Source organism: Pseudodesulfovibrio portus, assembly GCF_026000375.1.
Lineage (GTDB): Bacteria > Desulfobacterota > Desulfovibrionia > Desulfovibrionales > Desulfovibrionaceae > Pseudodesulfovibrio > Pseudodesulfovibrio portus.
The window spans coordinates 3,026,056-3,047,538 of sequence record NZ_AP026708.1 but is presented as its reverse complement, the minus strand read 5'-3'; the positions used below and the strand labels follow the sequence as shown (position 1 = coordinate 3,047,538).

General features: G+C 59.0%; 36 protein-coding genes and 1 pseudogene. 6 read left to right on the top strand and 31 right to left on the bottom strand.

The window, feature by feature from the left end; all coding sequences use genetic code 11:
- Positions 1–57 precede the first annotated feature (57 nt).
- Positions 58–327 (top strand): hypothetical protein, encoded by a 270-nt coding sequence (locus OO730_RS14625; RefSeq protein ID WP_264982213.1) that lies wholly within the window; start codon positions 58–60, stop codon positions 325–327.
- Positions 328–496: 169 nt separating this feature from the next.
- Positions 497–1,396, top strand: coding sequence for a DMT family transporter (locus OO730_RS14620; RefSeq protein WP_264982212.1), 900 nt, complete (start codon positions 497–499; stop codon positions 1,394–1,396).
- On the opposite strand, the gene OO730_RS14615 is transcribed toward OO730_RS14620, so the two are convergent.
- A complete protein-coding gene (locus tag OO730_RS14615; protein WP_264982211.1) occupies positions 1,393–2,220 on the bottom strand; it encodes a 1,4-dihydroxy-6-naphthoate synthase in 828 nt (275 codons plus the stop codon). The two genes, OO730_RS14620 and OO730_RS14615, sit on opposite strands and share 4 nt — an antisense overlap.
- Positions 2,221–2,334: 114 nt before the next feature.
- Between OO730_RS14615 and OO730_RS14610 the strand changes: the two genes are divergently transcribed.
- The 4 genes from OO730_RS14610 to OO730_RS14595 all read left to right on the top strand — a co-directional run bounded on the left by OO730_RS14610 (position 2,335) and on the right by OO730_RS14595 (position 6,125).
- Positions 2,335–2,979, top strand: coding sequence for a TetR/AcrR family transcriptional regulator (locus OO730_RS14610; RefSeq protein ID WP_264982210.1), 645 nt, complete (start codon positions 2,335–2,337; stop codon positions 2,977–2,979).
- Between the two features lie 5 nt (positions 2,980–2,984).
- Positions 2,985–4,073: an aminofutalosine synthase MqnE gene (mqnE, locus tag OO730_RS14605; protein WP_407681927.1), complete on the top strand. Its 1,089-nt coding sequence runs from the start codon at positions 2,985–2,987 to the stop codon at positions 4,071–4,073.
- 157 nt (positions 4,074–4,230) lie between these two features.
- Positions 4,231–5,304 carry a cyclic dehypoxanthinyl futalosine synthase gene (gene mqnC / locus OO730_RS14600; RefSeq protein WP_264982208.1) on the top strand — a complete coding sequence of 358 codons (1,074 nt, stop codon included), beginning with the start codon at positions 4,231–4,233 and terminating at the stop codon, positions 5,302–5,304.
- Entirely contained in the window at positions 5,301–6,125 is an 825-nt protein-coding gene (locus OO730_RS14595) for a menaquinone biosynthetic enzyme MqnA/MqnD family protein (protein ID WP_264982207.1), read from the top strand. Before mqnC ends, OO730_RS14595 begins: the two co-directional genes overlap by 4 nt.
- A gap of 87 nt (positions 6,126–6,212) precedes the next feature.
- On the opposite strand, the gene OO730_RS14590 is transcribed toward OO730_RS14595, so the two are convergent.
- From OO730_RS14590 to rpsJ, 30 genes and pseudogenes are all read right to left on the bottom strand, one after another.
- Entirely contained in the window at positions 6,213–7,100 is an 888-nt protein-coding gene (locus OO730_RS14590; protein ID WP_264982206.1) for a selenium metabolism-associated LysR family transcriptional regulator, read from the bottom strand.
- Between the two features lie 243 nt (positions 7,101–7,343).
- Positions 7,344–7,742: pseudogene (gene rplQ, locus OO730_RS14585) on the bottom strand (50S ribosomal protein L17); the annotation flags it as partial.
- Positions 7,732–8,772, bottom strand: coding sequence for a DNA-directed RNA polymerase subunit alpha (locus tag OO730_RS14580; RefSeq protein WP_264982204.1), 1,041 nt, complete (start codon positions 8,770–8,772; stop codon positions 7,732–7,734). The gene OO730_RS14580 and the pseudogene rplQ, both read right to left, overlap by 11 nt.
- Positions 8,773–8,784: 12 nt before the next feature.
- A complete protein-coding gene (rpsD, locus tag OO730_RS14575; protein WP_264982203.1) occupies positions 8,785–9,411 on the bottom strand; it encodes a 30S ribosomal protein S4 in 627 nt (208 codons plus the stop codon).
- 17 nt (positions 9,412–9,428) lie between these two features.
- Positions 9,429–9,815: a 30S ribosomal protein S11 gene (rpsK, locus tag OO730_RS14570; RefSeq protein ID WP_264982202.1), complete on the bottom strand. Its 387-nt coding sequence runs from the start codon at positions 9,813–9,815 to the stop codon at positions 9,429–9,431.
- An 80-nt stretch (positions 9,816–9,895) separates the two neighbouring features.
- The gene (gene rpsM / locus OO730_RS14565; protein ID WP_264982201.1) at positions 9,896–10,267 is read right to left on the bottom strand and encodes a 30S ribosomal protein S13; all 372 of its coding nucleotides are present in this window, start codon (positions 10,265–10,267) and stop codon (positions 9,896–9,898) included.
- Between the two features lie 12 nt (positions 10,268–10,279).
- Positions 10,280–10,393: a 50S ribosomal protein L36 gene (gene rpmJ, locus OO730_RS14560; protein ID WP_014324049.1), complete on the bottom strand. Its 114-nt coding sequence runs from the start codon at positions 10,391–10,393 to the stop codon at positions 10,280–10,282.
- A 131-nt stretch (positions 10,394–10,524) separates the two neighbouring features.
- Entirely contained in the window at positions 10,525–11,295 is a 771-nt protein-coding gene (gene map / locus OO730_RS14555; RefSeq protein ID WP_264982199.1) for a type I methionyl aminopeptidase, read from the bottom strand.
- Between the two features lie 2 nt (positions 11,296–11,297).
- Complete coding sequence (secY, locus tag OO730_RS14550) at positions 11,298–12,608, bottom strand: preprotein translocase subunit SecY (protein ID WP_264982198.1); 1,311 nt, start codon at positions 12,606–12,608, stop codon at positions 11,298–11,300.
- 29 nt (positions 12,609–12,637) lie between these two features.
- A complete protein-coding gene (rplO, locus tag OO730_RS14545; protein ID WP_264982197.1) occupies positions 12,638–13,084 on the bottom strand; it encodes a 50S ribosomal protein L15 in 447 nt (148 codons plus the stop codon).
- Positions 13,084–13,254, bottom strand: a complete 171-nt coding sequence (gene rpmD / locus OO730_RS14540) for a 50S ribosomal protein L30 (RefSeq protein WP_264982196.1) — start codon at positions 13,252–13,254, stop codon at positions 13,084–13,086. The genes rplO and rpmD overlap by 1 nt, the downstream gene beginning before the upstream one ends.
- Before the next feature lie 11 nt (positions 13,255–13,265).
- Complete coding sequence (rpsE, locus tag OO730_RS14535; protein ID WP_264982195.1) at positions 13,266–13,757, bottom strand: 30S ribosomal protein S5; 492 nt, start codon at positions 13,755–13,757, stop codon at positions 13,266–13,268.
- A gap of 17 nt (positions 13,758–13,774) precedes the next feature.
- Positions 13,775–14,134, bottom strand: coding sequence for a 50S ribosomal protein L18 (rplR, locus tag OO730_RS14530; RefSeq protein WP_264982194.1), 360 nt, complete (start codon positions 14,132–14,134; stop codon positions 13,775–13,777).
- A gap of 11 nt (positions 14,135–14,145) precedes the next feature.
- The gene (rplF, locus tag OO730_RS14525) at positions 14,146–14,679 is read right to left on the bottom strand and encodes a 50S ribosomal protein L6 (RefSeq protein WP_264982193.1); all 534 of its coding nucleotides are present in this window, start codon (positions 14,677–14,679) and stop codon (positions 14,146–14,148) included.
- 12 nt (positions 14,680–14,691) lie between these two features.
- Positions 14,692–15,075: a 30S ribosomal protein S8 gene (gene rpsH / locus OO730_RS14520; protein WP_264982192.1), complete on the bottom strand. Its 384-nt coding sequence runs from the start codon at positions 15,073–15,075 to the stop codon at positions 14,692–14,694.
- Positions 15,076–15,090: 15 nt separating this feature from the next.
- Positions 15,091–15,276, bottom strand: a complete 186-nt coding sequence (locus OO730_RS14515) for a type Z 30S ribosomal protein S14 (protein WP_229592223.1) — start codon at positions 15,274–15,276, stop codon at positions 15,091–15,093.
- A gap of 11 nt (positions 15,277–15,287) precedes the next feature.
- Complete coding sequence (gene rplE, locus OO730_RS14510) at positions 15,288–15,827, bottom strand: 50S ribosomal protein L5 (RefSeq protein ID WP_264982191.1); 540 nt, start codon at positions 15,825–15,827, stop codon at positions 15,288–15,290.
- A gap of 8 nt (positions 15,828–15,835) precedes the next feature.
- Positions 15,836–16,159: a 50S ribosomal protein L24 gene (gene rplX / locus OO730_RS14505; RefSeq protein ID WP_264982190.1), complete on the bottom strand. Its 324-nt coding sequence runs from the start codon at positions 16,157–16,159 to the stop codon at positions 15,836–15,838.
- Positions 16,160–16,168: 9 nt separating this feature from the next.
- The gene (rplN, locus tag OO730_RS14500; RefSeq protein WP_264982189.1) at positions 16,169–16,537 is read right to left on the bottom strand and encodes a 50S ribosomal protein L14; all 369 of its coding nucleotides are present in this window, start codon (positions 16,535–16,537) and stop codon (positions 16,169–16,171) included.
- Between the two features lie 19 nt (positions 16,538–16,556).
- Positions 16,557–16,823 (bottom strand): 30S ribosomal protein S17, encoded by a 267-nt coding sequence (rpsQ, locus tag OO730_RS14495; RefSeq protein WP_264982188.1) that lies wholly within the window; start codon positions 16,821–16,823, stop codon positions 16,557–16,559.
- Between the two features lie 3 nt (positions 16,824–16,826).
- Positions 16,827–17,018, bottom strand: a complete 192-nt coding sequence (gene rpmC / locus OO730_RS14490; protein ID WP_264984173.1) for a 50S ribosomal protein L29 — start codon at positions 17,016–17,018, stop codon at positions 16,827–16,829.
- Between the two features lie 3 nt (positions 17,019–17,021).
- Complete coding sequence (rplP, locus tag OO730_RS14485; RefSeq protein ID WP_264982187.1) at positions 17,022–17,435, bottom strand: 50S ribosomal protein L16; 414 nt, start codon at positions 17,433–17,435, stop codon at positions 17,022–17,024.
- Positions 17,436–17,437: 2 nt separating this feature from the next.
- A complete protein-coding gene (gene rpsC / locus OO730_RS14480) occupies positions 17,438–18,076 on the bottom strand; it encodes a 30S ribosomal protein S3 (RefSeq protein WP_264982186.1) in 639 nt (212 codons plus the stop codon).
- A 1-nt stretch (position 18,077) separates the two neighbouring features.
- Entirely contained in the window at positions 18,078–18,410 is a 333-nt protein-coding gene (gene rplV / locus OO730_RS14475; RefSeq protein WP_264982185.1) for a 50S ribosomal protein L22, read from the bottom strand.
- A gap of 14 nt (positions 18,411–18,424) precedes the next feature.
- Complete coding sequence (gene rpsS / locus OO730_RS14470) at positions 18,425–18,694, bottom strand: 30S ribosomal protein S19 (protein WP_264982184.1); 270 nt, start codon at positions 18,692–18,694, stop codon at positions 18,425–18,427.
- Between the two features lie 11 nt (positions 18,695–18,705).
- Positions 18,706–19,536 carry a 50S ribosomal protein L2 gene (rplB, locus tag OO730_RS14465; RefSeq protein ID WP_264982183.1) on the bottom strand — a complete coding sequence of 277 codons (831 nt, stop codon included), beginning with the start codon at positions 19,534–19,536 and terminating at the stop codon, positions 18,706–18,708.
- Between the two features lie 2 nt (positions 19,537–19,538).
- Complete coding sequence (gene rplW / locus OO730_RS14460; protein ID WP_264982182.1) at positions 19,539–19,832, bottom strand: 50S ribosomal protein L23; 294 nt, start codon at positions 19,830–19,832, stop codon at positions 19,539–19,541.
- Positions 19,832–20,452: a 50S ribosomal protein L4 gene (gene rplD, locus OO730_RS14455; protein ID WP_264982181.1), complete on the bottom strand. Its 621-nt coding sequence runs from the start codon at positions 20,450–20,452 to the stop codon at positions 19,832–19,834. The genes rplW and rplD overlap by 1 nt, the downstream gene beginning before the upstream one ends.
- A gap of 11 nt (positions 20,453–20,463) precedes the next feature.
- Positions 20,464–21,096, bottom strand: coding sequence for a 50S ribosomal protein L3 (gene rplC / locus OO730_RS14450; RefSeq protein WP_264982180.1), 633 nt, complete (start codon positions 21,094–21,096; stop codon positions 20,464–20,466).
- Positions 21,097–21,107: 11 nt separating this feature from the next.
- A complete protein-coding gene (gene rpsJ / locus OO730_RS14445) occupies positions 21,108–21,431 on the bottom strand; it encodes a 30S ribosomal protein S10 (protein WP_264982179.1) in 324 nt (107 codons plus the stop codon).
- Positions 21,432–21,483: the final 52 nt, after the last annotated feature.

Sequence of the window (21,483 nt, the reverse complement as noted above, 5' to 3'; positions counted from 1 at the left end):
ATCTATGGGGTCAACGAACCTCACGACGGCCCGCGCCGTATGCCAAGGAGATATCTGATGGTCATTCACGAATATGCCGGAATCCGCACCGAACTGCCTGACAGGGAATGTCCGCACTGCGGAAAGGTCCTGGACGCCTGGCTCGCTCCGCCGGAAACCGGCTGGGGAGTCATCCTGATCTGCAACAACAACAGTTGCCCCCACTACCTGGGCAGCGAGACCGACATCCTGCACAAACGCGACGATTCCCATCTGGGTTGCCGTTACGCGGAAAACCCGGACAACGGCTTCAAGCCCGTCAACGTCCTGGCAGTCTGCCCTCATTAGGGAAGATCATAGAACACCGTGAAAAGGGCTCTGCTTCGGCGGAGCCCTTTTCGCGTTTCACCCCGCCGCGACGCTGATCGGATGCATCCGAAGATGTGATGAACAAGGTATTTTCTTCCAGGCGGAAGAGTGCTAGACCGGGGATTCACTCGTAACGCAGGCAGGAATCATGGTCTTCACGGAAGGGAAAACAAAGGCTTTCATTGCACTCGGAGCGGGTGTCTTTCTCTGGGCCAGTTCATTTGTCGCGCTCAAGGTCGCCTTCAGGACATACGACCCCATGGTGGTCATCTTCGGCCGCATGCTCGTGGCCTCTCTCTGCTTCTTATTTGTCTTCAAGAACCTCAAAAACATCGACTATCAGCCCGGCGACTGGAAATTCCTGGTCTTCATGGGTGTCTGTGAGCCCGGCTTCTACTTCATCTTCGAGGCCCTGGCCCTGACCTACACCGACGCATCCCAGGCAGGCATGATCTGCGCCCTGCTGCCGCTCATGGTGGCCGTGGGCGCAAAATTCATCCTGAACGAGCCCCTGACCAGACGCACGGTGACCGGCTTCGGCCTGGCAATCGTCGGCGCCGTCACCCTGTCCGCAGTCGCCGAATCCACGGAAACGGCATCCAACCCGGCACTCGGCAACTTCCTGGAATTTCTGGCCATGATCTGCGCCTGCGGCTACATGATCACACTCAAGAGACTCACTCCCCGGTACAACCCGTGGTTTTTGACCATGGTCCAGGCCTTTGTCGGGGCGATATTCTATTTCCCGCTGCTCTTCCTGCCCTCCACCAGCCTGCCCACGAGTTTCGATCTGACCGGCCTGGCCTCCATCTTCTACCTCGGCGTGTTCGTGACCATCATGGCATACGGCCTGTACAACTACGGCATGTCCAAGATCCCGGCCGGCCAGGCATCGGCCTTCATCAACCTGATCCCGGTCATCACCCTGGTCCTGGGCGTGCTCATGCTCGGCGAACGCCTCAACTGGATGCAGTACGCAGCCTCCGCCGTGGTCGTCCTGGGCGTTTACGTGAGCCAGGAAAAACAGAAGAAAAAAGCCTCCGCCTAGCTGTCGATAAAGACGTCTGCGCGTGTGCAGCCCGCCTCGCGCAACAGGCGGGACACGGCCTCAACGCCCGCCTCGCCCACGTCCAGGCTGTAATCCGTGACAAAGGTCTCGATGTGGGTCCGGACCACCGCCTCGTCCATCTCCTGGGCATGAAATCTGATGTACCCCTGCCCGTCTTCCGGGTGGGAACGCGCATGGAGCAGGCTCTGCCGGATGGCCTCGTCCATGGCCCTTGCCGCGTCCTCGCCCAGTGACCGCTTCATGGCAATGCCGCCGAGCGGGATGGGCAGCCCGGTATGCTCCTCCCACCAGCCGCCGAGATCGAGGATGCGTTGCAGCCCCCTGGCCCGAAAGGTGAACCGCCCCTCGTGGATGACGACGCCCGCGGCCACGTCGCCGGATTCCACTGCGGGCATGACCTGGTCGAAGACCATCTCCACCGGTTCCACCGAAATGCCCGCCTCGCGGCAGCACAGCCCGAAGAGCAGGTTGGCCGTGGTCTTGCGGCCCGGTATGGCCACCCGCTTCCCGTCCAGGTCGCCAAGTTCGGCATGCTCTCCGGCCACCAGGATGGGGCCCACGCCGAAGCCCATGGCCCCGCCCGCCCGGAGCAGCACGTAGTCGTCGAGAATGCCCGCAGCGGCCGCCACCGACACCTTGACCACGTCCAGGTCACCGCTCCCGGCCTTGGAGTTCAATTCCTCCACGTCGGCCAGCGTGACGGAAAGCTCGCCGTCCCAATCCACGATGCCGGACGCCAGGGCGTGGAAGATGAAGGTGTCGTTGGGACAGGGCGAATAGCCGACAGTCAGATTGATGGGCATATTATCTCACTTGAATCATTGATCATTGGCATTCATATTGACAGCGGGGCCAGCCCCTTGTACTTATGGTGACCACCTGGTCACTTCTAGCGGAACCAGAACCAAAGAGCAAGCATGACGAAACCGGCGAAGACATTTGAAAACCTGCCCGATGAGAAGCGGGAACGGGTCCTGGCCGAGGCCACCCGCGAGTTCGCGGACCATGGTTTCCACCAGGCGAGCGTCAACCGCATAGTCAACCGGCTGGGCATCGCAAAGGGGTCCCTGTTCAAGTACTTCGGCAACAAGGAGGGGTTGTTCGAATACCTCTTCGGCCACGCCGTCGCCGAGTTCAAGAAACCGCTCAAGGCCATCCGTGACAACGGCACAGGCGACTTCTTCGACCGCATCGAACAGACCTTCCTGGCCAGCGGCGCGTTTGTGGACGCCCACCCGAACATCTACCGCATCTATCTGAAAATGCTCTTCAACGAGCGGTTTCCCCTGCGCGAACGGTTTCTGGGCGAGATTCGCAAGGCGCACGCCAAATTTCTCCGGCAGTTGATCGAAGACGGGAAAAAGCGGGGAGACCTGCCCGCCGGCCTCGACGCGGCAGACGCCGTCTTCATCCTGCACTCCACCATGGACCGTTTTCTCCAGGGATATGCCGTGCCCTCTCTGGATCACGGCGTGGAACCGACAGAAAACACTCTGCACGACAAGGCCCGCGCCATGACGGATTTGTTCCGCCACGGCCTGGGCGGCTCCCGGGAGGGATAGTGAACATATTCAAGAGCGACTACTTCGACAACATGGGCCTTGCCGACATCCGGGACAAGGTCATGAACGGCGAACGCCTCTCGCCCGACGACGGCCTGCGCCTTTTCAGCTGCCCCGAGCCCCTGGCCGTGGGTGCCCTGGCCCATCACGTCCGCACCCGGCTGCACGGCGACAAGGCGTTCTACGTCATCAACCAGCACGTCAACTACACCAACGTCTGCGTCAACGGCTGCGTGTTCTGCGCCTACCAGCGCGAGGAAGGGCAGAAAGGCGGGTTCGTGCTGACCGGGGACGACATCCTGGCCCGCATCGACGAGGCCGCCCTCGCCCCGCGCGAAATCCATATCGTGGGCGGCTGCCATCCCAGGCTCCCGCTCTCCTATTTCGAAGAGATTCTCGCGGCCATCAAGGAGCGTCACCCGCAAGTGGTGCTCAAATGCTTCACTGCCGTGGAGATCGCCCATTTCGCCAAGCTCGGGAACACCACCACGCGCGAAGTCCTGACCCGGCTCAAAGCCGTCGGCCTGGACATGCTGCCCGGCGGCGGCGCGGAAATCTTCAAGACCGAAATCCGCGAACAGCTCTGTCCGCGCAAATCCACGGCGGACGAGTGGCTGGCCGTGCACGAAGAGGCCCACACCCTCGGCCTCAAGACCAACTGCACCATGCTCTTCGGCCACATAGAGTCCCATGCGGACCGCATCGACCACCTGGTCCGGCTGCGCGAATCCCAGGACCGGGGCGGCGGGTACACCTGTTTCATTCCCCTGCCCTTCCTGACCGAGAACAGCCAGCTCGTCATCGACAACCCGCTGACCGGGTTGGAGGAGCTGCGAACCATCGCCGTGTCCCGGCTGATGCTCGACAACATCCCGCACATCAAGGCGTACTGGGTGATGCTCGGCGTCAAGCAGGCACAGGCCGCCCTCAAGTTCGGGGCCGACGATTTCGACGGGACCGTGGTCGAGGAAAAGATCGGCCACGAAGCCGGGGCCACCAGCCAGCAGGGAATGACCCGGGGCGAACTGGAGGCGATGATCCGTGGCTGCGGCTGCACGCCCGTGGAACGCGACGGCTACTTCAACGAAGTGTAGGCGCCTCCGGCGGCCGGGGGAAGGGGAGGAAAAACTCTTTGAAAAGGGTTGTTTCCTCCCCTTCCCCCGGCCCCCCATCCCCTCCTTTTCCCAAACTTTTTTGGGGCGTATGCGCGCGGGTTGGGGTTGAGGCGGGATGAACCCTAGTGAGAAAAGTATGAACAAGCTTGATTTGATATTCGAAAAGATTTTGGCTGGCGGGCGCATCGACTTCGATGAGGCCATGCTGCTGTACGCCGAAGCGGATTTCCATGACCTCGGCCACCTGGCCCATCAGGTGCGGCTGCGCAAGCACCCGGCCCCCATCGTCACCTACGTGGTGGACCGGAACATCAACTATTCCAACATCTGCGTATGCTGCTGCAAGTTCTGCGCGTTCTACAAGGGACCGGACGAAGACGGCGGGTACGTGCTCTCCCTTGAGGAGATAGGCCGGAAAATCGACGAGACCAAGGCCCTGGGCGGCACCCAGATCCTGATGCAGGGCGGGCACCACCCCGACCTGCCGCTGTCCTGGTACGAGGACATGCTCCGCTACATCAAGGCAAACCATCCCATCCACATCCACGCCTTTTCCCCGCCCGAGGTGGTCTTCTGGAGCGAAAAGGAAGACATTCCCGTGGCCGAGGTCATCAAGCGGCTGCGCGCTGCCGGACTGGACTCCATCCCCGGCGGCGGCGCGGAAATCCTGGTGGACGAGGTGCGGTCCCGGGTCGCGCCCAACAAGTGCCCTGCCGACCAGTGGCTCGGCGTCATGGAAGAGGCGCACAACCAGGGACTCAGGACCACCGCCACCATGATGTTCGGCCACGAGGAGACCCCGGCCCAGCGCATCGAGCACATGCTGGCCGTGCGCGACACCCAGGACCGTACCGGCGGGTTCACGGCCTTCATCCCCTGGACCTTCCAACCGGATCACACCCAGCTCCCCCACTGCCGTAAACTGACCAGCGTGGAATACCTGCGCACCCTGGCCCTGTCGCGGCTGGTGCTGGACAACGTGGACAACATCCAGGTCTCCTGGGTGACCATGGGCCCCAAGATAGCCCAGCTCGGCCTGTATTTCGGCGGCAACGACTTCGGCTCCACCATGATCGAGGAAAATGTGGTCAAGGCGGCGGGCGTCTCCTTCAGCCTCTCCCGCGCGGAGATTCACCGGCTGGTGGAAACCGCCGGATTCACGCCCCGCCAGCGGACCATGGACTACACCCTAATGGAGGCGAAGCAATGACCATCCGCCTCGGAAGAATCGGCTACCTCAACGTCCTGCCCATCTACCATCCCTTGGAGTCCGGGCTCATCGACAACGACTTTACCGTGGTCTCCGGCCCGCCGTCCGAACTGAACGGGCTCATGGACCGTGGCGAACTCGACATCTCCGCCGCCTCCTCCATCGAATACGGGCGGCACCCGGGCAAGTACTACCTGGTCCCGGACGTGGCCATCGGCAGCCGGGGGCCGGTGCAGAGCGTGCTCCTGCTCAGCCGCCATCCGGCCAAGGAATTGTCCGGGAAGGACATCCTTGTCAGCGCCCAGACCCACACCTCGGCGGCCCTGCTCCGCATCCTCCAGGCCGAGTTGTGGGGCATCGAGACCGGCTACACCACGGGCAGCGCCACCGCCGCCCTGGAAAAGGGCGACCTACCCGACGCCATCCTGGCCATCGGCGACGAGGCCCTGAATCTGCGCTATCATCCGGACTATCCCCACCGATTCGATCTGGGCGAGGCCTGGCGGGAACTGACCGGCCTGCCTTTCATTTTCGGTGTCTGGCTCGTGCAGCGCTCCAGCTGGGACCGTAGCCGGGAAAAGCTGCAATATGCCGCCCGGACGCTCATCGAGGGCAAAATATGGGGTGTCTCGCACATGCCGGATGTCTGCACCATGGCCGCTGACGCAAGCTGCCTGAGCGACGAGGAGATGTGCTCCTACTTCCACGGCCTGGTCTACGAGTTCGGCCCGAAGGAACAGCAGGGCCTGCTGGCCTTCTATGAACGGCTCAAGGCCCACGGACTCCTGGACGAGGTGCCCGAACTCCACTTCCTGCCCTGATCGGCGCGGCACGGCAACAAAAAGCACATCCCCTCACGCACCGTCGGTGCATGAGGGGATGTGCTCTTTCCTGAATGAGTGGGCCTGCTAGCTGTTGTATTCCGTGAACGCCCGGAGCGCGGGGAACATGTACCTGCCGCTGTGGCGGATGAGATAGAAATCGCGCTTGCCCGCGAGGGACGGGACGTTCAGAGGCCTGACAGTGCCGGTGTCGATCAGCTCCTGGGCTGCCAGGCGGGATGTGAAGCACACGCCCACCCCGGCTGCGGCATGGGCCAGGCTCTCGCAGGTCCCTTCCACACGGCACCGGATGTTGAGGTCTGAAAGAGAGTGACCCTCGGATGCCAGGGCGGACTCCAGGGCCTCGCGGGTAGCCGAGCCCTTGTCACGCATGATCCACGGCATGGCGGCCAGGTCGGCCAACGACACGGGCCCATCGCCAGCGGGAAGCCACGAGGCGGTCGGCGATGCCACCACAAGGGTCTCGTCTTGGACGAGGTGGGTCACTTCGAGCTCGGAATCGGTGGGCTTGCGGCCCACGATGCCGACGGCCCAATCGCCGCTGACGACCTGTCGGACGACCTCGCCCGAGCTGGCGGTGTGAACGGTGAAGCTCACCTCGGGGTAGCGTTGGCTGAACCCGGCCAGGATTCCGGGGAGGATGTTGTGGGAAGGAATGGTGCTGCAGCCGACGGACAGGTCCCCGACCACGCGGTCACGCAATTCCTCAATGGCGGCACGGGCCTGCTCCAGGTTGGCGAACACGCCAGCGGCGTTCCGGTACAGCACGTCGCCGGCCTGGGTGGCCATGATCGTCCGGCCCAGCCGGTCGAAAAGTTTGACCCCCAGCTCGTCTTCCAGGTTGGCCACATGGGAACTGATGGTCGGCTGAGACAGGAACAACATCTCTCCGGCCTTTGAAAAACTCTGTAATTCGTAGACCTTGCAAAAGGCCTCCAACTTTCTGATATCCATGTGACCCTATCTCCTGTATTGAAATTTTCAATACCTAAGCACAAAAAAAGGGCAGGCGCAAGGCCTGCCCTTTGGGAATCCCTAATCGTCCGATTTGTCCTCGGAATCAACGGCCTTTTCGGCCTTCTCTTCCTTGGGCTCGGCTTTCTTCTTGGGAGCAGCCTTCTTGGCGGGCTTCTTCTCTTCGTCCTTCTTTGCCTCGGTCTTCTTGGGAGCAGCCTTCTTGGGAGCGGCCTTCTTGGGCTCTTCCGCGACGGGAGCTTCCTCAACCTTGGTATCGGCGGCCAGCTTGGTCAGCGCAATGATGACCATGGGCGCGCAGTCACCCTTGCGGGGCTGGGACAGTTTGACGATGCGGGTGTAGCCACCCTTGCCGCCCTCGAAACGGGGGCCGATGTCGTCAAAGAGACGCTGAACCATCTGATGGCTGCCGAGGACCTTGTAGGCCTGACGGCGGGCGTGCAGGTCGTTGCGCAGTGCCAGGGTGATGAGCTTGTCGACGATGCGACGAAGTTCCTTGGCCTTGGGCTCGGTGGTGCGGATCTGCTCGTAGGTCAGGAGCGCGCGGGCCATGTTCTTGAACATGGCGGCGCGGTGAGTATTGGTCCGATTCAGTTTACGGCCAGACTTTCTATGCCTCATTTTTCTCTTTCCTCTTCAACCATTCCTGGTATTTCTTGTCAAAATCCTCGATCGTCATGCCGAACTTGAGGGACATGCCATCCAGGACGCGACGAATCTCGTCCAGGGACTTGCGACCGAAGTTCTTGGTCTTGAGCATGGTCTGTTCGGTGCGCTGAACCAGTTCCCCGACCATCTGGATGTTGGCGGCCTTCAAGCAGTTGGTGGCGCGAACAGAGAGTTCGAGCTCATCAATAGACTTGAAGAGATTGGGGTTCAGATCAATGCAGTCTTCCTCTTCCTCAGCGGTCTCGCTGGAGAGCTCATCGAAATTGATGAACACGGAAAGCTGCTCTTTCAGGATCTTGGCGCTGTATGCACAGGCATCCTCGGGGGAGACGGAACCGTCTGTCCACACTTCGAGGATGAGCTTATCGTAGTTCGTCATCTGGCCGACACGCGCCTGTTCGACGGAGTATGCGACCTTCTTGACAGGAGAGAAGCTGGCGTCGAGGACCATGGAGCCGATTTCATCGGTCAGCCCTTCGTGCATGTCGGCCGGGACGTAGCCCTTGCCCATGCGGACTTCCAGCTCCATCTTGAGGGAACGGTTTTCGGTCAGCGTGGCGATGAGCTGATCCTTGTTCAGAATGGTGACATTCTGATTTTCCTGGATCATGCCGGCCGTAACCTGACCCTTCTTGTTGGCTTCCAGGACCAAGCGCTGCGGCTCGTCCGTGGTCATAGCGATGCGAACCTGCTTCAGGTTCAGCACAACCTCGGTCATGTCCTCAAGAACACCCGGCAGCGTGGTGAATTCATGCTGCACTCCCTCGATGGTGGCCGACACGATGGCACAGCCCTGCATGGAGGAGAGAAGAACCCGGCGCATGGCGTTGCCGATGGTGGTGGCATAGCCGCGCTCCAGGGGTTCGCAGATGAACTTGCCGTACATGGAGGAAGACTTGGGATCGCGCACGAGTTTCTCGGGCTTGACCAATTCGCTCCAATTGCGGGTGTTGATGAGTTTGTCGCCGTTCTCAATAAGCATGTATTCCCCTATTTACTTGGAGTACAATTCGACAATGAGCTGCTCGTTGATCGGGAATTGGATGTCGTCCCGGCTCGGCATGGCCTTGACCGTGCCCTTGAAGTTGGCTCCGTCGGATTCCAGCCACTCGGGGCAGCCGCGGCGCGCGATGACTTCCTGGGCTTCGTTGATCACGGGGATCTTGCGAGCCTCTTCGCGCACCTCAATCACATCTTCGCTCTTGACCTGCATGGACGGGATGTTCACCCGGCGGCCGTTGAGCTTGAAGATGCCGTGACGCACCAGCTGGCGTGCCTGGTCGCGGGAGTTGGCGAAACCGAGGCGGTAAATGACGTTGTCCAGGCGGCGTTCCAGCAGGAACAGCAGGTTGTGACCGGTGACGCCCTTCATGCCGTCGGCACGATGGTAGTACATGCGGAACTGGCCTTCGAGCACGCCGTACATGCGGCGGACCTTCTGCTTTTCACGCAGCTGGATTGCGTAGTCGGACATCTTGTGGCGCATGCGGCCGGAGTGTCCCGGGGGGTACGGACGCTTTTCGTAAGCGCACTTATCGGTGTAGCAGCGATCGCCCTTGAGGAAGAGTTTCTCTCCCTCGCGGCGGCACAGCTTGCATTTTGCTTGAGTATATCTTGCCACGATACTTCTCCTTTAAGTTAGACGCGACGGCGTTTGGGCGGACGGCAACCGTTGTGGGGAATCGGGGTGATGTCCCGAATGAAGGTCACCTTGAAGCCCACGCTGTTGATGGCGCGCATGGCGGCCTCACGTCCGGAGCCGGGGCCCTTGACGTAGATGCCCACGGTACGCATGCCCGCATCCTGGGCGCGCTTGGCAGCGGATTCAGCAGCCATCTGGGCCGCGAAAGGAGTGGATTTACGGGAACCCTTGAAATGAGCACCGGCAGAAGCCCAGCTCACGACATTGCCCTTGACGTCGGTGAAGGTCACGATCGTGTTGTTGAACGTGGCCTTGACGTGAGCGATGCCTACGGGAATATTCTTTTTCTCTTTCTTCTTCCCAGCTCGACGAGGTCTAGCCATTACCTTAATCTCCGTTGAATAAAAGTCTTATAAAACGCCCCGGCGTTCACGGACGCCGCGGCGATCGTTGCGAAACGAGCCTACTTTTTCTTGCGGCCCATGACCGAACGACGGGGACCCTTGCGGGTACGGGCGTTGGTCTTGGACTTCTGGCCGCGCACGGGCAGGCCACGGCGATGACGCAGGCCGCGGTAGCAGCCGATATCCATCAGCCGCTTGATGTTGGTGGTGATCTCACGACGGAGGTCACCCTCAACCTTGTAATTGCTTTCAATTTCCTGACGGATGGCGCTGACTTCATCGGCAGTGAGGTTGTCACTGTTGGTCTGCCAGTCGACTTTGGTGTCCGTAAGGATCTTCAGGGCCATGGTCCGGCCGATGCCGTAAATGTAGGTCAGCGCAACGTCCATGCGCTTATTCTTCGGCAGGTCAACACCAGCAATACGTGCCATAGTTCTATCCCTCTATCCTTGACGCTGCTTGTGACGCGGGTTTTCACAGATTACCCGGAGTACGCCGTTGCGCCTGATTACTTTGCACTTGGAACACATTTTTTTCACAGAAGGTCTGACTTTCATGACCATTCTCCATTGTCTAAATACAATAATGCCCACGCCCCCTTACGGGGGTGGCCTTTTAAACGAAGCTGTATCTCATACAGCGTTTTCCGACAAAGAGCAAGTACGAATCAATCTCCCACAACGGGAGGCTACTCGGACAGGCTCAATATCATAGGCCCGCCGGAGGTGACCGCGATGGTGTGCTCGAAGTGAGCGGACAGCTTCCTGTCCTTTGTCACCGCAGTCCATTTGTCCTCGAGGACTTCAACTTCGTAGGTCCCAACCGTGACCATCGGCTCAATGGCGAGCACCATACCGGCTTTAAGAGGAACGCCGGCCATGCCCTTGGGGACGAAGTTGGGGATCTCGGGCTTCTCGTGAAGATGCGACCCTATTCCGTGTCCTACAAAACGGCGGACTATACCGAAGCCGAACCCTTCAACGTATGACTGAACTGCCGCGGAAATGTCATACAGGTTGTTGCCGGGTACGGCCTGCTCAATACCCTTATACAGAGACTCACGGGTTACATCCATGAGTTTTTCGGCTTCGCTGGAAACTTTACCCACCGCAAACGTGCGGGCGGAATCCCCGTAGAAGCCGTTGTACACGACGCCCATGTCAAAACTGACGATGTCCCCTTCCTTGAGGATACGCTCCTTGGAAGGAAAGCCGTGCACGATCTCTTCATTCACGGAACAACACAGGGCAAAGGGAAACCCCTGATACCCCAGAAACGCCGGACGGACGCCAAACTCTTCGCACCGCGCCCGGCAGATATCCTCGAAAAGCATGGTCGGCACGCCCGGCTGGACGTTCTTGCCCAGTTCGTCAAGGATACGGGAAACAATACGATTGGCCTCACGCATGAGGCCAATCTCATTATCGTTCTTGAGGAATACGCCTCTGAATTTCTTCAAGGCTAATTCCTTCCTCGGATTCTGTTGCCTTTCCCCATCAACCCCTCGTACTGGCGAGAGATCATGTAGGATTCGATCTGGCCCATGAAGTCCATGGCCACGCCGACGACGATCAGCAACGAGGTGCCGCCGAAGTAGAACGGGACATTGAACTTACTGATCAGAAACATGGGCAGCACACACACTGCGGCCACGTAAAACGCGCCCCACAGGGTGATGCGGGCGAGCACCTTGTCGATGTGCTCGCGGGTGCGGGCACCGGGACGGATGCCCGGGATGAAGCCGCCCTGCTTCTGGATATTCTCCGCGATTCCCTTGGGATCGAACATGATCGCCGTATAGAAATAGCAGAAGAATATGATGATGCCGATGAACAGCAGGTTGTAGATGATGGAATCGGGACTGAAGAACGCCGAGATGTCCTGCAGGATCTCGTTGTTCGAGAACTGCGCGAGCGTCGCGGGGAACATCAGGATGGACGATGCGAAGATCGGCGGGATAACACCCGCGGTGTTGATCTTGAGCGGCAGATGCGTAGTCTGCCCACCGAACATGCGGCGTCCCTGCTGACGCTTGGCGTAGTGAATCGGAATCCGTCGCTGACCGCGCTCCATGAAGACGATGAAGGCCAGAGTGGCCCCCATCACCGCCAGGAGAACGAGCAGGATGAAAAGGGATATCTCACCCACGGTCATCAGCTGCATGGTGTTGATCACCGCAGCGGGCAGACCGGCGATGATGCCGGCGTAGATGATGAGCGAGATACCGTTTCCGATTCCCTTTTCCGTCATTTGCTCTCCCAGCCACATCAGGAAGACGGTACCGGCGGTCAGGGTCAGGATGGTCATCACCTTGAACCCGATGCCGGAGAACAGCACCATGGGCGCGCCCGTGGGGCTGCTCATCTGCTCAAGACCGGTGGCAATGGCAAAGCCCTGCACAATGGTGATGAGCACCGTCCCGTACCTGGTGTACTGGGTTATTTTCTTTCTACCGGCCTCACCCTCCTCCTTCTGGAGGCGCTTCAGCTCGGGGCTGACCACGGTCAGCAGCTGAAGAATGATCGAGGCCGAGATGTACGGCATGATACCCAGGGCGAAAATGGACATATTTTTAAGTCCACCGCCTGAGAACATGTCGAAAATCCCGAAGAGGGTGTTCTGCGCCTGAGCAAAAAACTCGGAGAGCGCAGCGCTATCGACGCCTGGGATGGGAATGTGAATGCCCATCCGGTAGACAGCGAGCAGGGCGAACGTCCAGAGCAGCTTTTTCCGCAGCTCCGGCAACCGGGCAATATTGTCAACTCCAGCCATCGTATAGTTACCCTTTCGAAACGTCTAAGTTATGCTTCAATGGCCTTGGCGTTGCCGCCGGCCTTGGCAATTTTGTCGGCAGCGGACGCACTGAAGCGGTGAGCTTCGATGGTCACGGCCTTGTCGACGTCACCGGTACCGAGGACCTTGACCGGGGCACCGTCTTTGACGACGCCGCGCTCATACATGTCGGCCAGGGTGATTTCGTCCTTGCCTTCGAACAGGGCCAGAAGACGGCCCACGTTCACAGCTTCGTACTCTTCGCGGAAGGGATTCTTGAACCCGCGCTTGGGCAGACGGCGCGCCAAAGGCATCTGGCCGCCCTCGAAACCGGGACGGACACCGCCGCCGGAACGGGCGTTCTGACCCTTGTGGCCCTTGCCGGAGGTCTTGCCCCAGCCGGAGCCGGAGCCGCGACCGATGCGCTTGCGGTTCTTGTATTCTTCCGGGAAGGCGTAGAGTTCATGCAGTCTCATTATTCCACTACCTCCACAAGGTGCCTGACCTTATAGATCATGCCACGGATGACAGCGGTGTCATCGTGTTCCTTGACATGGCCGATCCGGCGAAGACCCAATGCTTCCAGGGTTTTGACCTGGTCGGGCTTGCAGCCGATCTTGCTCTTTTTCTGTTTGACCTTGATCACGGCGATCTCCTTTACTTGCGCGGAGTGGAAACCGAGACACCGCGCAGGGCGGACATTTCCTCGGCGCTCCGCAGGGACTCCAGACCAGCCATGGTGGCACGCAGCACGTTGTGCGGATTGTTGGTGCCAATAGCCTTGGTCAGGATGTCATGGACGCCCACGGCCTCCATGATCGCACGAACGGGACCACCGGCGATGATGCCGGTACCACGGGAGGCAGGCTTGAGCATGACGCGGCCTGCACCGTAGCGTCCCAGAACCTCATACGGAAGGGTGCCGTCCAGCAGAGGAACATTGATCATGTTCTTCTTGGCGCGCTCGGACGCCTTGCGGATGGCTTCAGGCACTTCGTTGGCCTTGCCCAGTCCGTATCCGACTCCACCTTCACCGTCACCGACGACCACCAGGCAGCTGAAGCTGAAACGGCGGCCGCCCTTGACGACCTTGGCGACGCGATTGAGGTAGACGATTTTTTCGATCAGTCCACTTTCATTCTGTTCCATTTTTCTTTCCTAGCTACCTAGAATTTAAGCCCGCCTTCACGGGCGCCGTCGGCAAGGGCTTTGATCTTGCCGTGATAGATATATCCATTACGATCGAAGACGACGGTCTCGATGTTCTTGGCCTTGGCGGCATCGGCGATAGCCTTGCCGACCTTGGCGGCGGACTCCTTGTTGGCCTTCAGGGCTTCGCCGCCCTTGTTCAGCACCTGGGTGCTGGTGGAGGCCAGAGTCACACCGTTTTCGTCGTCCACCAACTGGGCATAGAGATGCTGGTTGGAGCGGAAGACGACCAGACGGGGCCGGGACTCGGTACCGGAGATCTTCTTTCTGATGCGGGGCTTGCGGAGAAGCCGCTGTGCATTTTTGCTTTTGCTCATGACGTATACCCCTACTTGCCGGACTTGCCAGCCTTGCGGCGGATGAATTCGTCGATGTACTTGATGCCTTTGCCCTTGTAGGGTTCCGGCGGACGAACGCGACGAATCTGGGCCGCGACTTCGCCGACAAGCTGCTTGTCGATACCTTCGACAATCAACTTGGCGCCTTCGGCCTTGGCCTCGAGACCGGCGGGCAGATCGAACTCGACCGGGTGGGAATACCCGACGTTCAGCACGACCTTCTTGCCCTGCACGGACACTTTGTAACCGACGCCGATGACTTCCAGGGTCTTGGCGTACCCCTTGGTCACGCCTTCAACGCAGTTGGCGAGCAGGGTCCTGCGAAGACCATGCTGGGCCCGTGCGCGGCGGGAGTCGTCGACGCGATTAACAAACACCTTGCCATCCTCGATCTTGTACTCAACGGCCGAATCGACCGGAGTCTTCAGGGTCCCCTTGGGGCCCTTGACCTGGATCTCGGAGGCTCCTACGGACACCTCGACACCCGAGGGGATGTCGATGGGATTTTTTCCTATACGAGACATAACGGAACCTCTTTACCAGATTTCGCAGAGCAACTCGCCGCCGACATTGGCCTCTTTGGCCTTGGCGCCTTCGAGCAGCCCTTTCGAGGTGGACACGATACAAATACCGATGCCGTTCTGGACACGGGGGATATCAGATGCTCCGACGTACACGCGGCGACCCGGCTTGCTGACCTTTTTCAGGCCAGTGATAAGCGGTTTGCCATCGGTGTACTTGAGCGTAATACTGATGTCCCTGTCCTCGACAGCGTAGTCGGTGATATAACCTTCTTCCTTCAGGATACCCGCGATGGAAGACTTCATCTTGGAAGTCGGCACGTTAACGTCCTTGTGAAAGGCGCCATACGCATTCCGGATGCGGGTCAACATGTCGGCTACAGGATCAACAACAGCCATTTTCTTTCTCCTTAATTACCAGCTCGCCTTGCGGACGCCGGGGAGTTCACCGGCGAGAGCCTTGTTGCGGAAGCAGATACGACAAATGCCGTAGCGCCTCAGAAAAGCCCGAGGACGGCCACAAATCGGACAACGATTGTAGGCGCGAACCTTGAACTTGGGTTTGCGGCGTGCCTTAACGCGTAAGCTTGTTTTGGCCACTTTCCGTCCTCCTATTTCTTAAAGGGCATACCGAGCAGATCGAGAAGGGTCTTGGACTCCTTGTCGGTCTTGGCGGTGGTGCACACAGTAATGTTCATGCCCTTCGTCAACTCAACCTTGTCGATGTCAAGCTCGGGGAAGATAGTGTGCTCCTTGATGCCCATCGTGAAGTTTCCACGACCGTCGAAACCGCGGTCGGGAATGCCGCGGAAGTCGCGGACACGGGGCAGGGCGAAGCTCACGAGCTTGTCATAGAAGTCCCACATGGCCTCGCCGCGCAGGGTGACCCGGGTACCGACCGGCATGCCTTCGCGCAGCTTGAACTGGGCGATGGACTTCTTGGCGGTGGTGACCACGGCCTTCTGGCCTGCGATGGCGGTCAGCTCGTCCGCAGCGGCGTCGATCAGCTTGCTGTTCTGGCTGGCCTGACCGAGACCGATGTTCAGGGAGATCTTCACCAATCTGGGGATCTCCATTGCGGACTTGTACCCATACTCCTTGAGGAGCTCGGGGACGACCTTTTCATTATATACTTTTTCGAGACGTGTCATACTGATACCTATTTGAAGGTCTCGTTGCACTTCTTGCAGAAGCGCACCTTCTTTCCGTCTTCAGTCTTCTTGTACCCTACCCGCGTGGGCTTGGTGCACGCATCGCACACGACAGCCACATTGGATACATGGATAGGGGCTTCCTTCTCGATAATGCCGCCGGGCTGCTGGGCATAGGGGTTGGCCTTGGTGTGACGTTGAACCATGTTCACCTTCTCAACCAGGACTTTGTCCTTCTTCTTGAGGATCTTCAACACCTTGCCGACCTTACCCTTGTCCTTCCCGGCGATGACCATGACCTTATCGTCTTTACGGATCTTCGTCTTCATCATCATATCCTTTTACAGGACCTCGGGAGCGAGGGATACGATCTTCATAAAACCGGCGCCACGAAGCTCACGGGCAACAGGGCCGAAGATACGAGTACCAACGGGCTCCATGTTCGTGTTGAGCAGGACAGCGGAGTTGTTGTCGAACTTGATGTAGGAACCATCGGCGCGGCCGATTTCCTTCTTGGTCCGAACAATAACGGCCTTCATCACGGAACCCTTCTTCACCTTGGAGTGAGGCATGGCTTCCTTGATGGACACAACGATGATATCGCCGACGCCGGCATAACGGCGCTTGGAGCCTCCAAGCACCTTGATGCACTGGACCTTCTTGGCCCCGGAGTTGTCGGCCACGTCGAGGTTGGATTCTACCTGAATCATACTGATATCCTCCTAAACCCTAGACGGCCTTTTCGAGGATCTGCACCAGGTGCCAGCGCTTACGCCGGGACATGGGCCTCGATTCGACAATCTGCACCTTATCGCCAACACCGCAGTCATTGGCCGGATCATGGGCCATGAACTTCTTGCGGCGGCGGATATACTTCTTCAGCAGCGGATGCTTCACCAGGGTCTCGACGCGGACGACGATGGTCTTGTCGGCCTTGTCGGAGATCACCAGGCCGGTGAGCACGCGCTTGTTGCCTTTGAATTTATACTCAGCCATTTCTTACGCTCCCTGCCGTTCCCGCTGAATGGTCAGGATACGGGCGATGGTCTTTTTGGCGCCGCTGAGAGCCTGGGTGTTTTCCAGCTGAGCGGTCGCATGCTTGAAACGCATGGAGAAGAGCTCGTGCCGGGTATCCATCAGGGTCTTGGTCAGCTTTGCGTCATCCATTTCACGAAGTTCCTTGTTGGACAGCATTTACATACCCTCCTTCACAACGATGGTGGTCTTGATCGGCAGCTTGTAGGAAGCACGCTTGAGGGCTTCCTTGGCCAGCTCGATGTCAACACCCTTCACTTCGTACATGATACGGCCCGGTTTCACCGGCGCGACCCAACCGTCGGGAGCGCCTTTACCCTTGCCCTGGCGGACTTCCGCGGGCTTGGAGGTGGTGGGATAATCAGGGAAGATGCGAATCCAGACCTTACCGCCGCGCTTAATGTGACGCATGATGGCGACACGAGCGGACTCGATCTGCTGACTGGTGATCTTTCCGTGCTCCAGTGCCTTCAGGCCGATATCGCCGAAGGACACGCTGTTACCCCGTTGGGCCTTGCCTCTGAGACGGCCTTTCTGCCGCTTTCTGAATTTAACTCGTTTTGGAGCAAGCATTGTTATTGTACCTCTTTGTCCAGAATCTCACCCTTGAAGATCCAGACCTTGACACCGATCACGCCGTAGGTGGTAGCCGCTTCGGCGAAACCGTAGTCGATGTCGGCACGGAGGGTGTGCAGGGGCACACGACCATCACGGTACCATTCGCCGCGCGCAATTTCGGCACCTGCAAGGCGGCCTGCACACGCAACTTTGATACCCTCGGCGCCGAATTTCCTGGCAAGGCCCACCGTGCGCTTCATGGCACGGCGGAAGGCAATTCGACGTTCGAGTTGCTGGGCGATGTTCTCAGCTACGAGCTGAGCTTCAACCTCCGGTCGACGGATCTCGTTGACCTCAATGGTGAATTCAGTTTGAAACTTGTTGCGCAACTCTTCACGCAACTTTTCTATCTCAACACCCTTGCGCCCGATGACGATACCGGGACGCGCAGTGTGGATGATCAGGCGAATCTTGCCGCCGGCCCGCTCGATCTCGAGACGGGCAACACCGGCCTGAAACAGTTTTTTCTTGACGAACTTGCGAACCTGGTCGTCCTGAAGGACGTACGCGGGGTAGTCCTTTCTGCTGTACCAGCGGGACAGCCAGTTCTTGTTATACCCCAGCCGGAAACCGTAAGGATGTACTTTCTGTCCCATATTACTGCTCCTTCACCACGATGGTGATATGGCTGGTGCGCTTCCGGATGCGGTAGGCGCGGCCCATGGCACGCGGCTGGATACGCTTCCAGGTAGGACCTTCGTTAATCATGACCGTATCAACGATCAGGGAGTCGACATCGACTCCGGGCATCTGCTCCGCATTGGAAATGGCGGAGTACAGGACCTTGCTGAGAATCTCGGCGGGCTTCTTCGGGGTGAACCGGAGAATGTTCAGGGCGTCTTCGACGCCTTTGCCCTTGATGTTCTCGGCAACAATGCGGGTCTTGCGCGGAGACACACGTACGAACTTTGCTACTGCTTTCGCTTCCATGATGTCCTCCTCCCCTACTTCTTCTTGTCGGCGACATGGCCGAAGTAAGTGCGGGTGGGGGAGAATTCGCCCAGCTTGTGGCCGACCATATTCTCGGTCACGAACACCGGGATGAACTTCCGCCCATTATGGACGGCAAAGGTCATGCCGACCATTTCCGGGACGATGGTGGAACGACGGGACCAGGTCTTGATCACGCGTCGGTCGCCACTCTCGGAAGCCACTTGGATTTTCTTGATCAGATGGCCGTCGAGGAACGGGCCCTTCTTAAGAGATCTAGGCATTGGTTATACTCCTACTTCTGGCCGCGGCGTTTGACGATGAGCTTCGAGGAAGCCTTCTTCTTGTTCCGGGTCTTGTAGCCCTTGGCCGGGGTACCCCACGGGGACACCGGATGGCGACCACCGGAACTACGGCCCTCACCACCACCCAGCGGGTGATCGATCGGGTTCATTGCCACACCACGAACCTTCGGACGACGGCCAAGCCAACGATTACGTCCGGCCTTACCGATCTTGATGTTCTCATGATGAATATTGCCAACCTGGCCGACGGTGGCGCAGCAGGAGGCCAGGACCTTGCGGACCTCGCCGGAGGGCATGCGCAGGAGGGCGTACTTGCCTTCCTTTGCGATGAGCTGCGCGTACGTGCCGGCGGCACGGCAGAACTGACCGCCCTTTCCGGGGTGCAGTTCGATGTTGTGCACGATGGTACCGGTCGGGATATTGGCCAGGACCAGCGCGTTGCCGGGCTTGATGTCGGAACCTTCGCCGGAGGTGATGACATCACCCTGGTTCAGGCCGACGGGGCACAGGATGTAGCGCTTCTCGCCGTCTGCGTAATGCAGCAGTGCGATGCGGGCGCTGCGGTTCGGATCGTACTCGATCTCAGCGACCTTGGCGGGGATGGAATCCTTGTTCCGCTTGAAGTCGATGATGCGGTACAGGGACTTGTGACCACCGCCGCGACGGCGCATGGTGACGCGACCATTGTTGTTGCGACCGGCCTTCTTGGTCAGGCCCTTGGTCAGCGACTTCTCGGGAGTGGTCCGCGTGATTTCCGCAAAATCGGAAACCGTCTGGAACCGGCGGCCCGGAGAAGTAGGCTTCAGCTTACGGGTTGCCATGGTTACACTCCTTCGAAGATTTCGATTTTATCACCGGCGGCAAGCTTGACGTAGGCCTTCTTGTAACCGGGGATGCGACCACCGGTGGCCCGGCCGAACTTCGTGCGCGGCATTGCTTTCTTCTTGACGATATTCACGGACTCGACTTTGACGTCGAAGGCTGCCTCAACGGCCTTCTTCACCTCGATCTTGTTGGAGTCGGGGTGGACGTAAAAAGAGACGTGATTGGATTGCTCCTTGGCCTCATTGGCCTTTTCGGAGACCACGGGCTTCAGCAGAACTTTCGAATAATCCATTACTTCAACCTCTCTTGAACGTCTTGGGCGGCAGACTCGAGCATGATCAGCTCGGGGTACAGCAGCACGTCGTAAACATTCAGCTTGTCGGCTTCGATGACCTTGATGTGGGGCATGTTCCGTGCGGACAGCGCCAGCTTCTCATCAATGTCCTTGGCCACGATGAGGGTCTTGCCGAGGCCGAGCTTTTCAGCGATTTCGGCAAACGCCTTGGTCTTGATCTCGGCCAGCTCGATGGTGTTGACCACCCGCAGCTTCTCCTCGGAGAAGCGGGAGGACAGAGCCATCTGCAGGGCCAGCTTGCGGACCTTCTTGTTCACCTTGAAGCTGTAGTCGCGGGGCTGGGGACCAAAGGTGGTCGCACCGCCGCGCCACAGGGGCGAACGGGAGGAACCGGCACGGGCGCGTCCGGTGCCTTTCTGGCGCCAGGGCTTGCGGCCGCCGCCATTGATCAAGGCGCGGTTCTTGGTTGCATGGGTGCCCTGGCGCTTGGCAGCGCGCTGGGAACGGACAACCAGGTTGAGGATCTCGGGCTGGATTTCGACTTCGAAAACCTCGGGAGCCAACTCGATATCGCCCACTTTCTTATTGTTCTGATCTATGATCTGTAATTTTGCCATGATACTCACCTCTAACCGTTCTTGCGGATCATCACGAGACCGCCGTTGGCGCCGGGGATCTGCCCCTTCACCACGAGAACGTTGTCCTCGGGGCGGACGTCGACGATTTCCACGTTGGACACGGTCACGCGGGCGTTGCCCATTTGGCCGGGCATCTTCTTGCCCTTCCAGACACGACCGGGGTAGGTGGCGTTACCGACGGAGCCGGGAACGCGGTGAACCTTTTCAGCGCCGTGAGAGGCGCGGGACCCGGCGAAGTTGTGACGCTTCATGACGCCCTGGAAACCCTTACCCTTGGAAGTGCCGGTCACCTTGACCTTCTCGCCGGCGGCGAAAATGTCCACGGTGATTTCCTGGCCCAGCTCGTATTCCTCGACCGCCTCGATGGGGAATTCCTTCAGCGTGCGGTAGAGGTCTTTGCCGGCCTTGGCCTGGTGGCCCTTCATGGGCTTGTTGACCTTGCGTTCGGCAATGGTGTCAAAGCCGAGTTGCAGGGCGTTGTAGCCTTCCTTGTCGGTGGTCTTGATCTGCATGACCGGGCAGGGGCCTGCCTCGATAACGGTCACGGGGCAGATAGTGCCATCGTCCTTGAAAATGCGGGTCATGCCCACTTTCTTGCCAAGCAGTCCGAGAGTCTTAGCCATGACTAATCCTCCTAGAGCTTGATTTCGACGTCCACGCCGGCGGGAAGCGAAAGCTTGCCCAGGGCGTCAACCGTCTGCTGAGTGGGTTCAAGAATATCCAGAAGGCGCTTATGGATGCGCATTTCAAACTGCTCACGGGACTTCTTGTCCACGTGAACGGACTTCTGGACGGTGGTACGATGAATGTCGGTGGGCAGCGGCACGGGGCCGGCAATTGCCGCACCGGTATTCCGGGCGGTGTCAACGATCTCGGTGACAGCCTTGTCCAGAATACGGTAATCGTATGCTCTCAGTTTAATTCTGATGCGATCGCTCGCCATCGTCGAAGCAGACATAGTGCTTTCTCCTCAAAGGATTTATCTCAACTCGCGCTTTCAAAATAAAAAA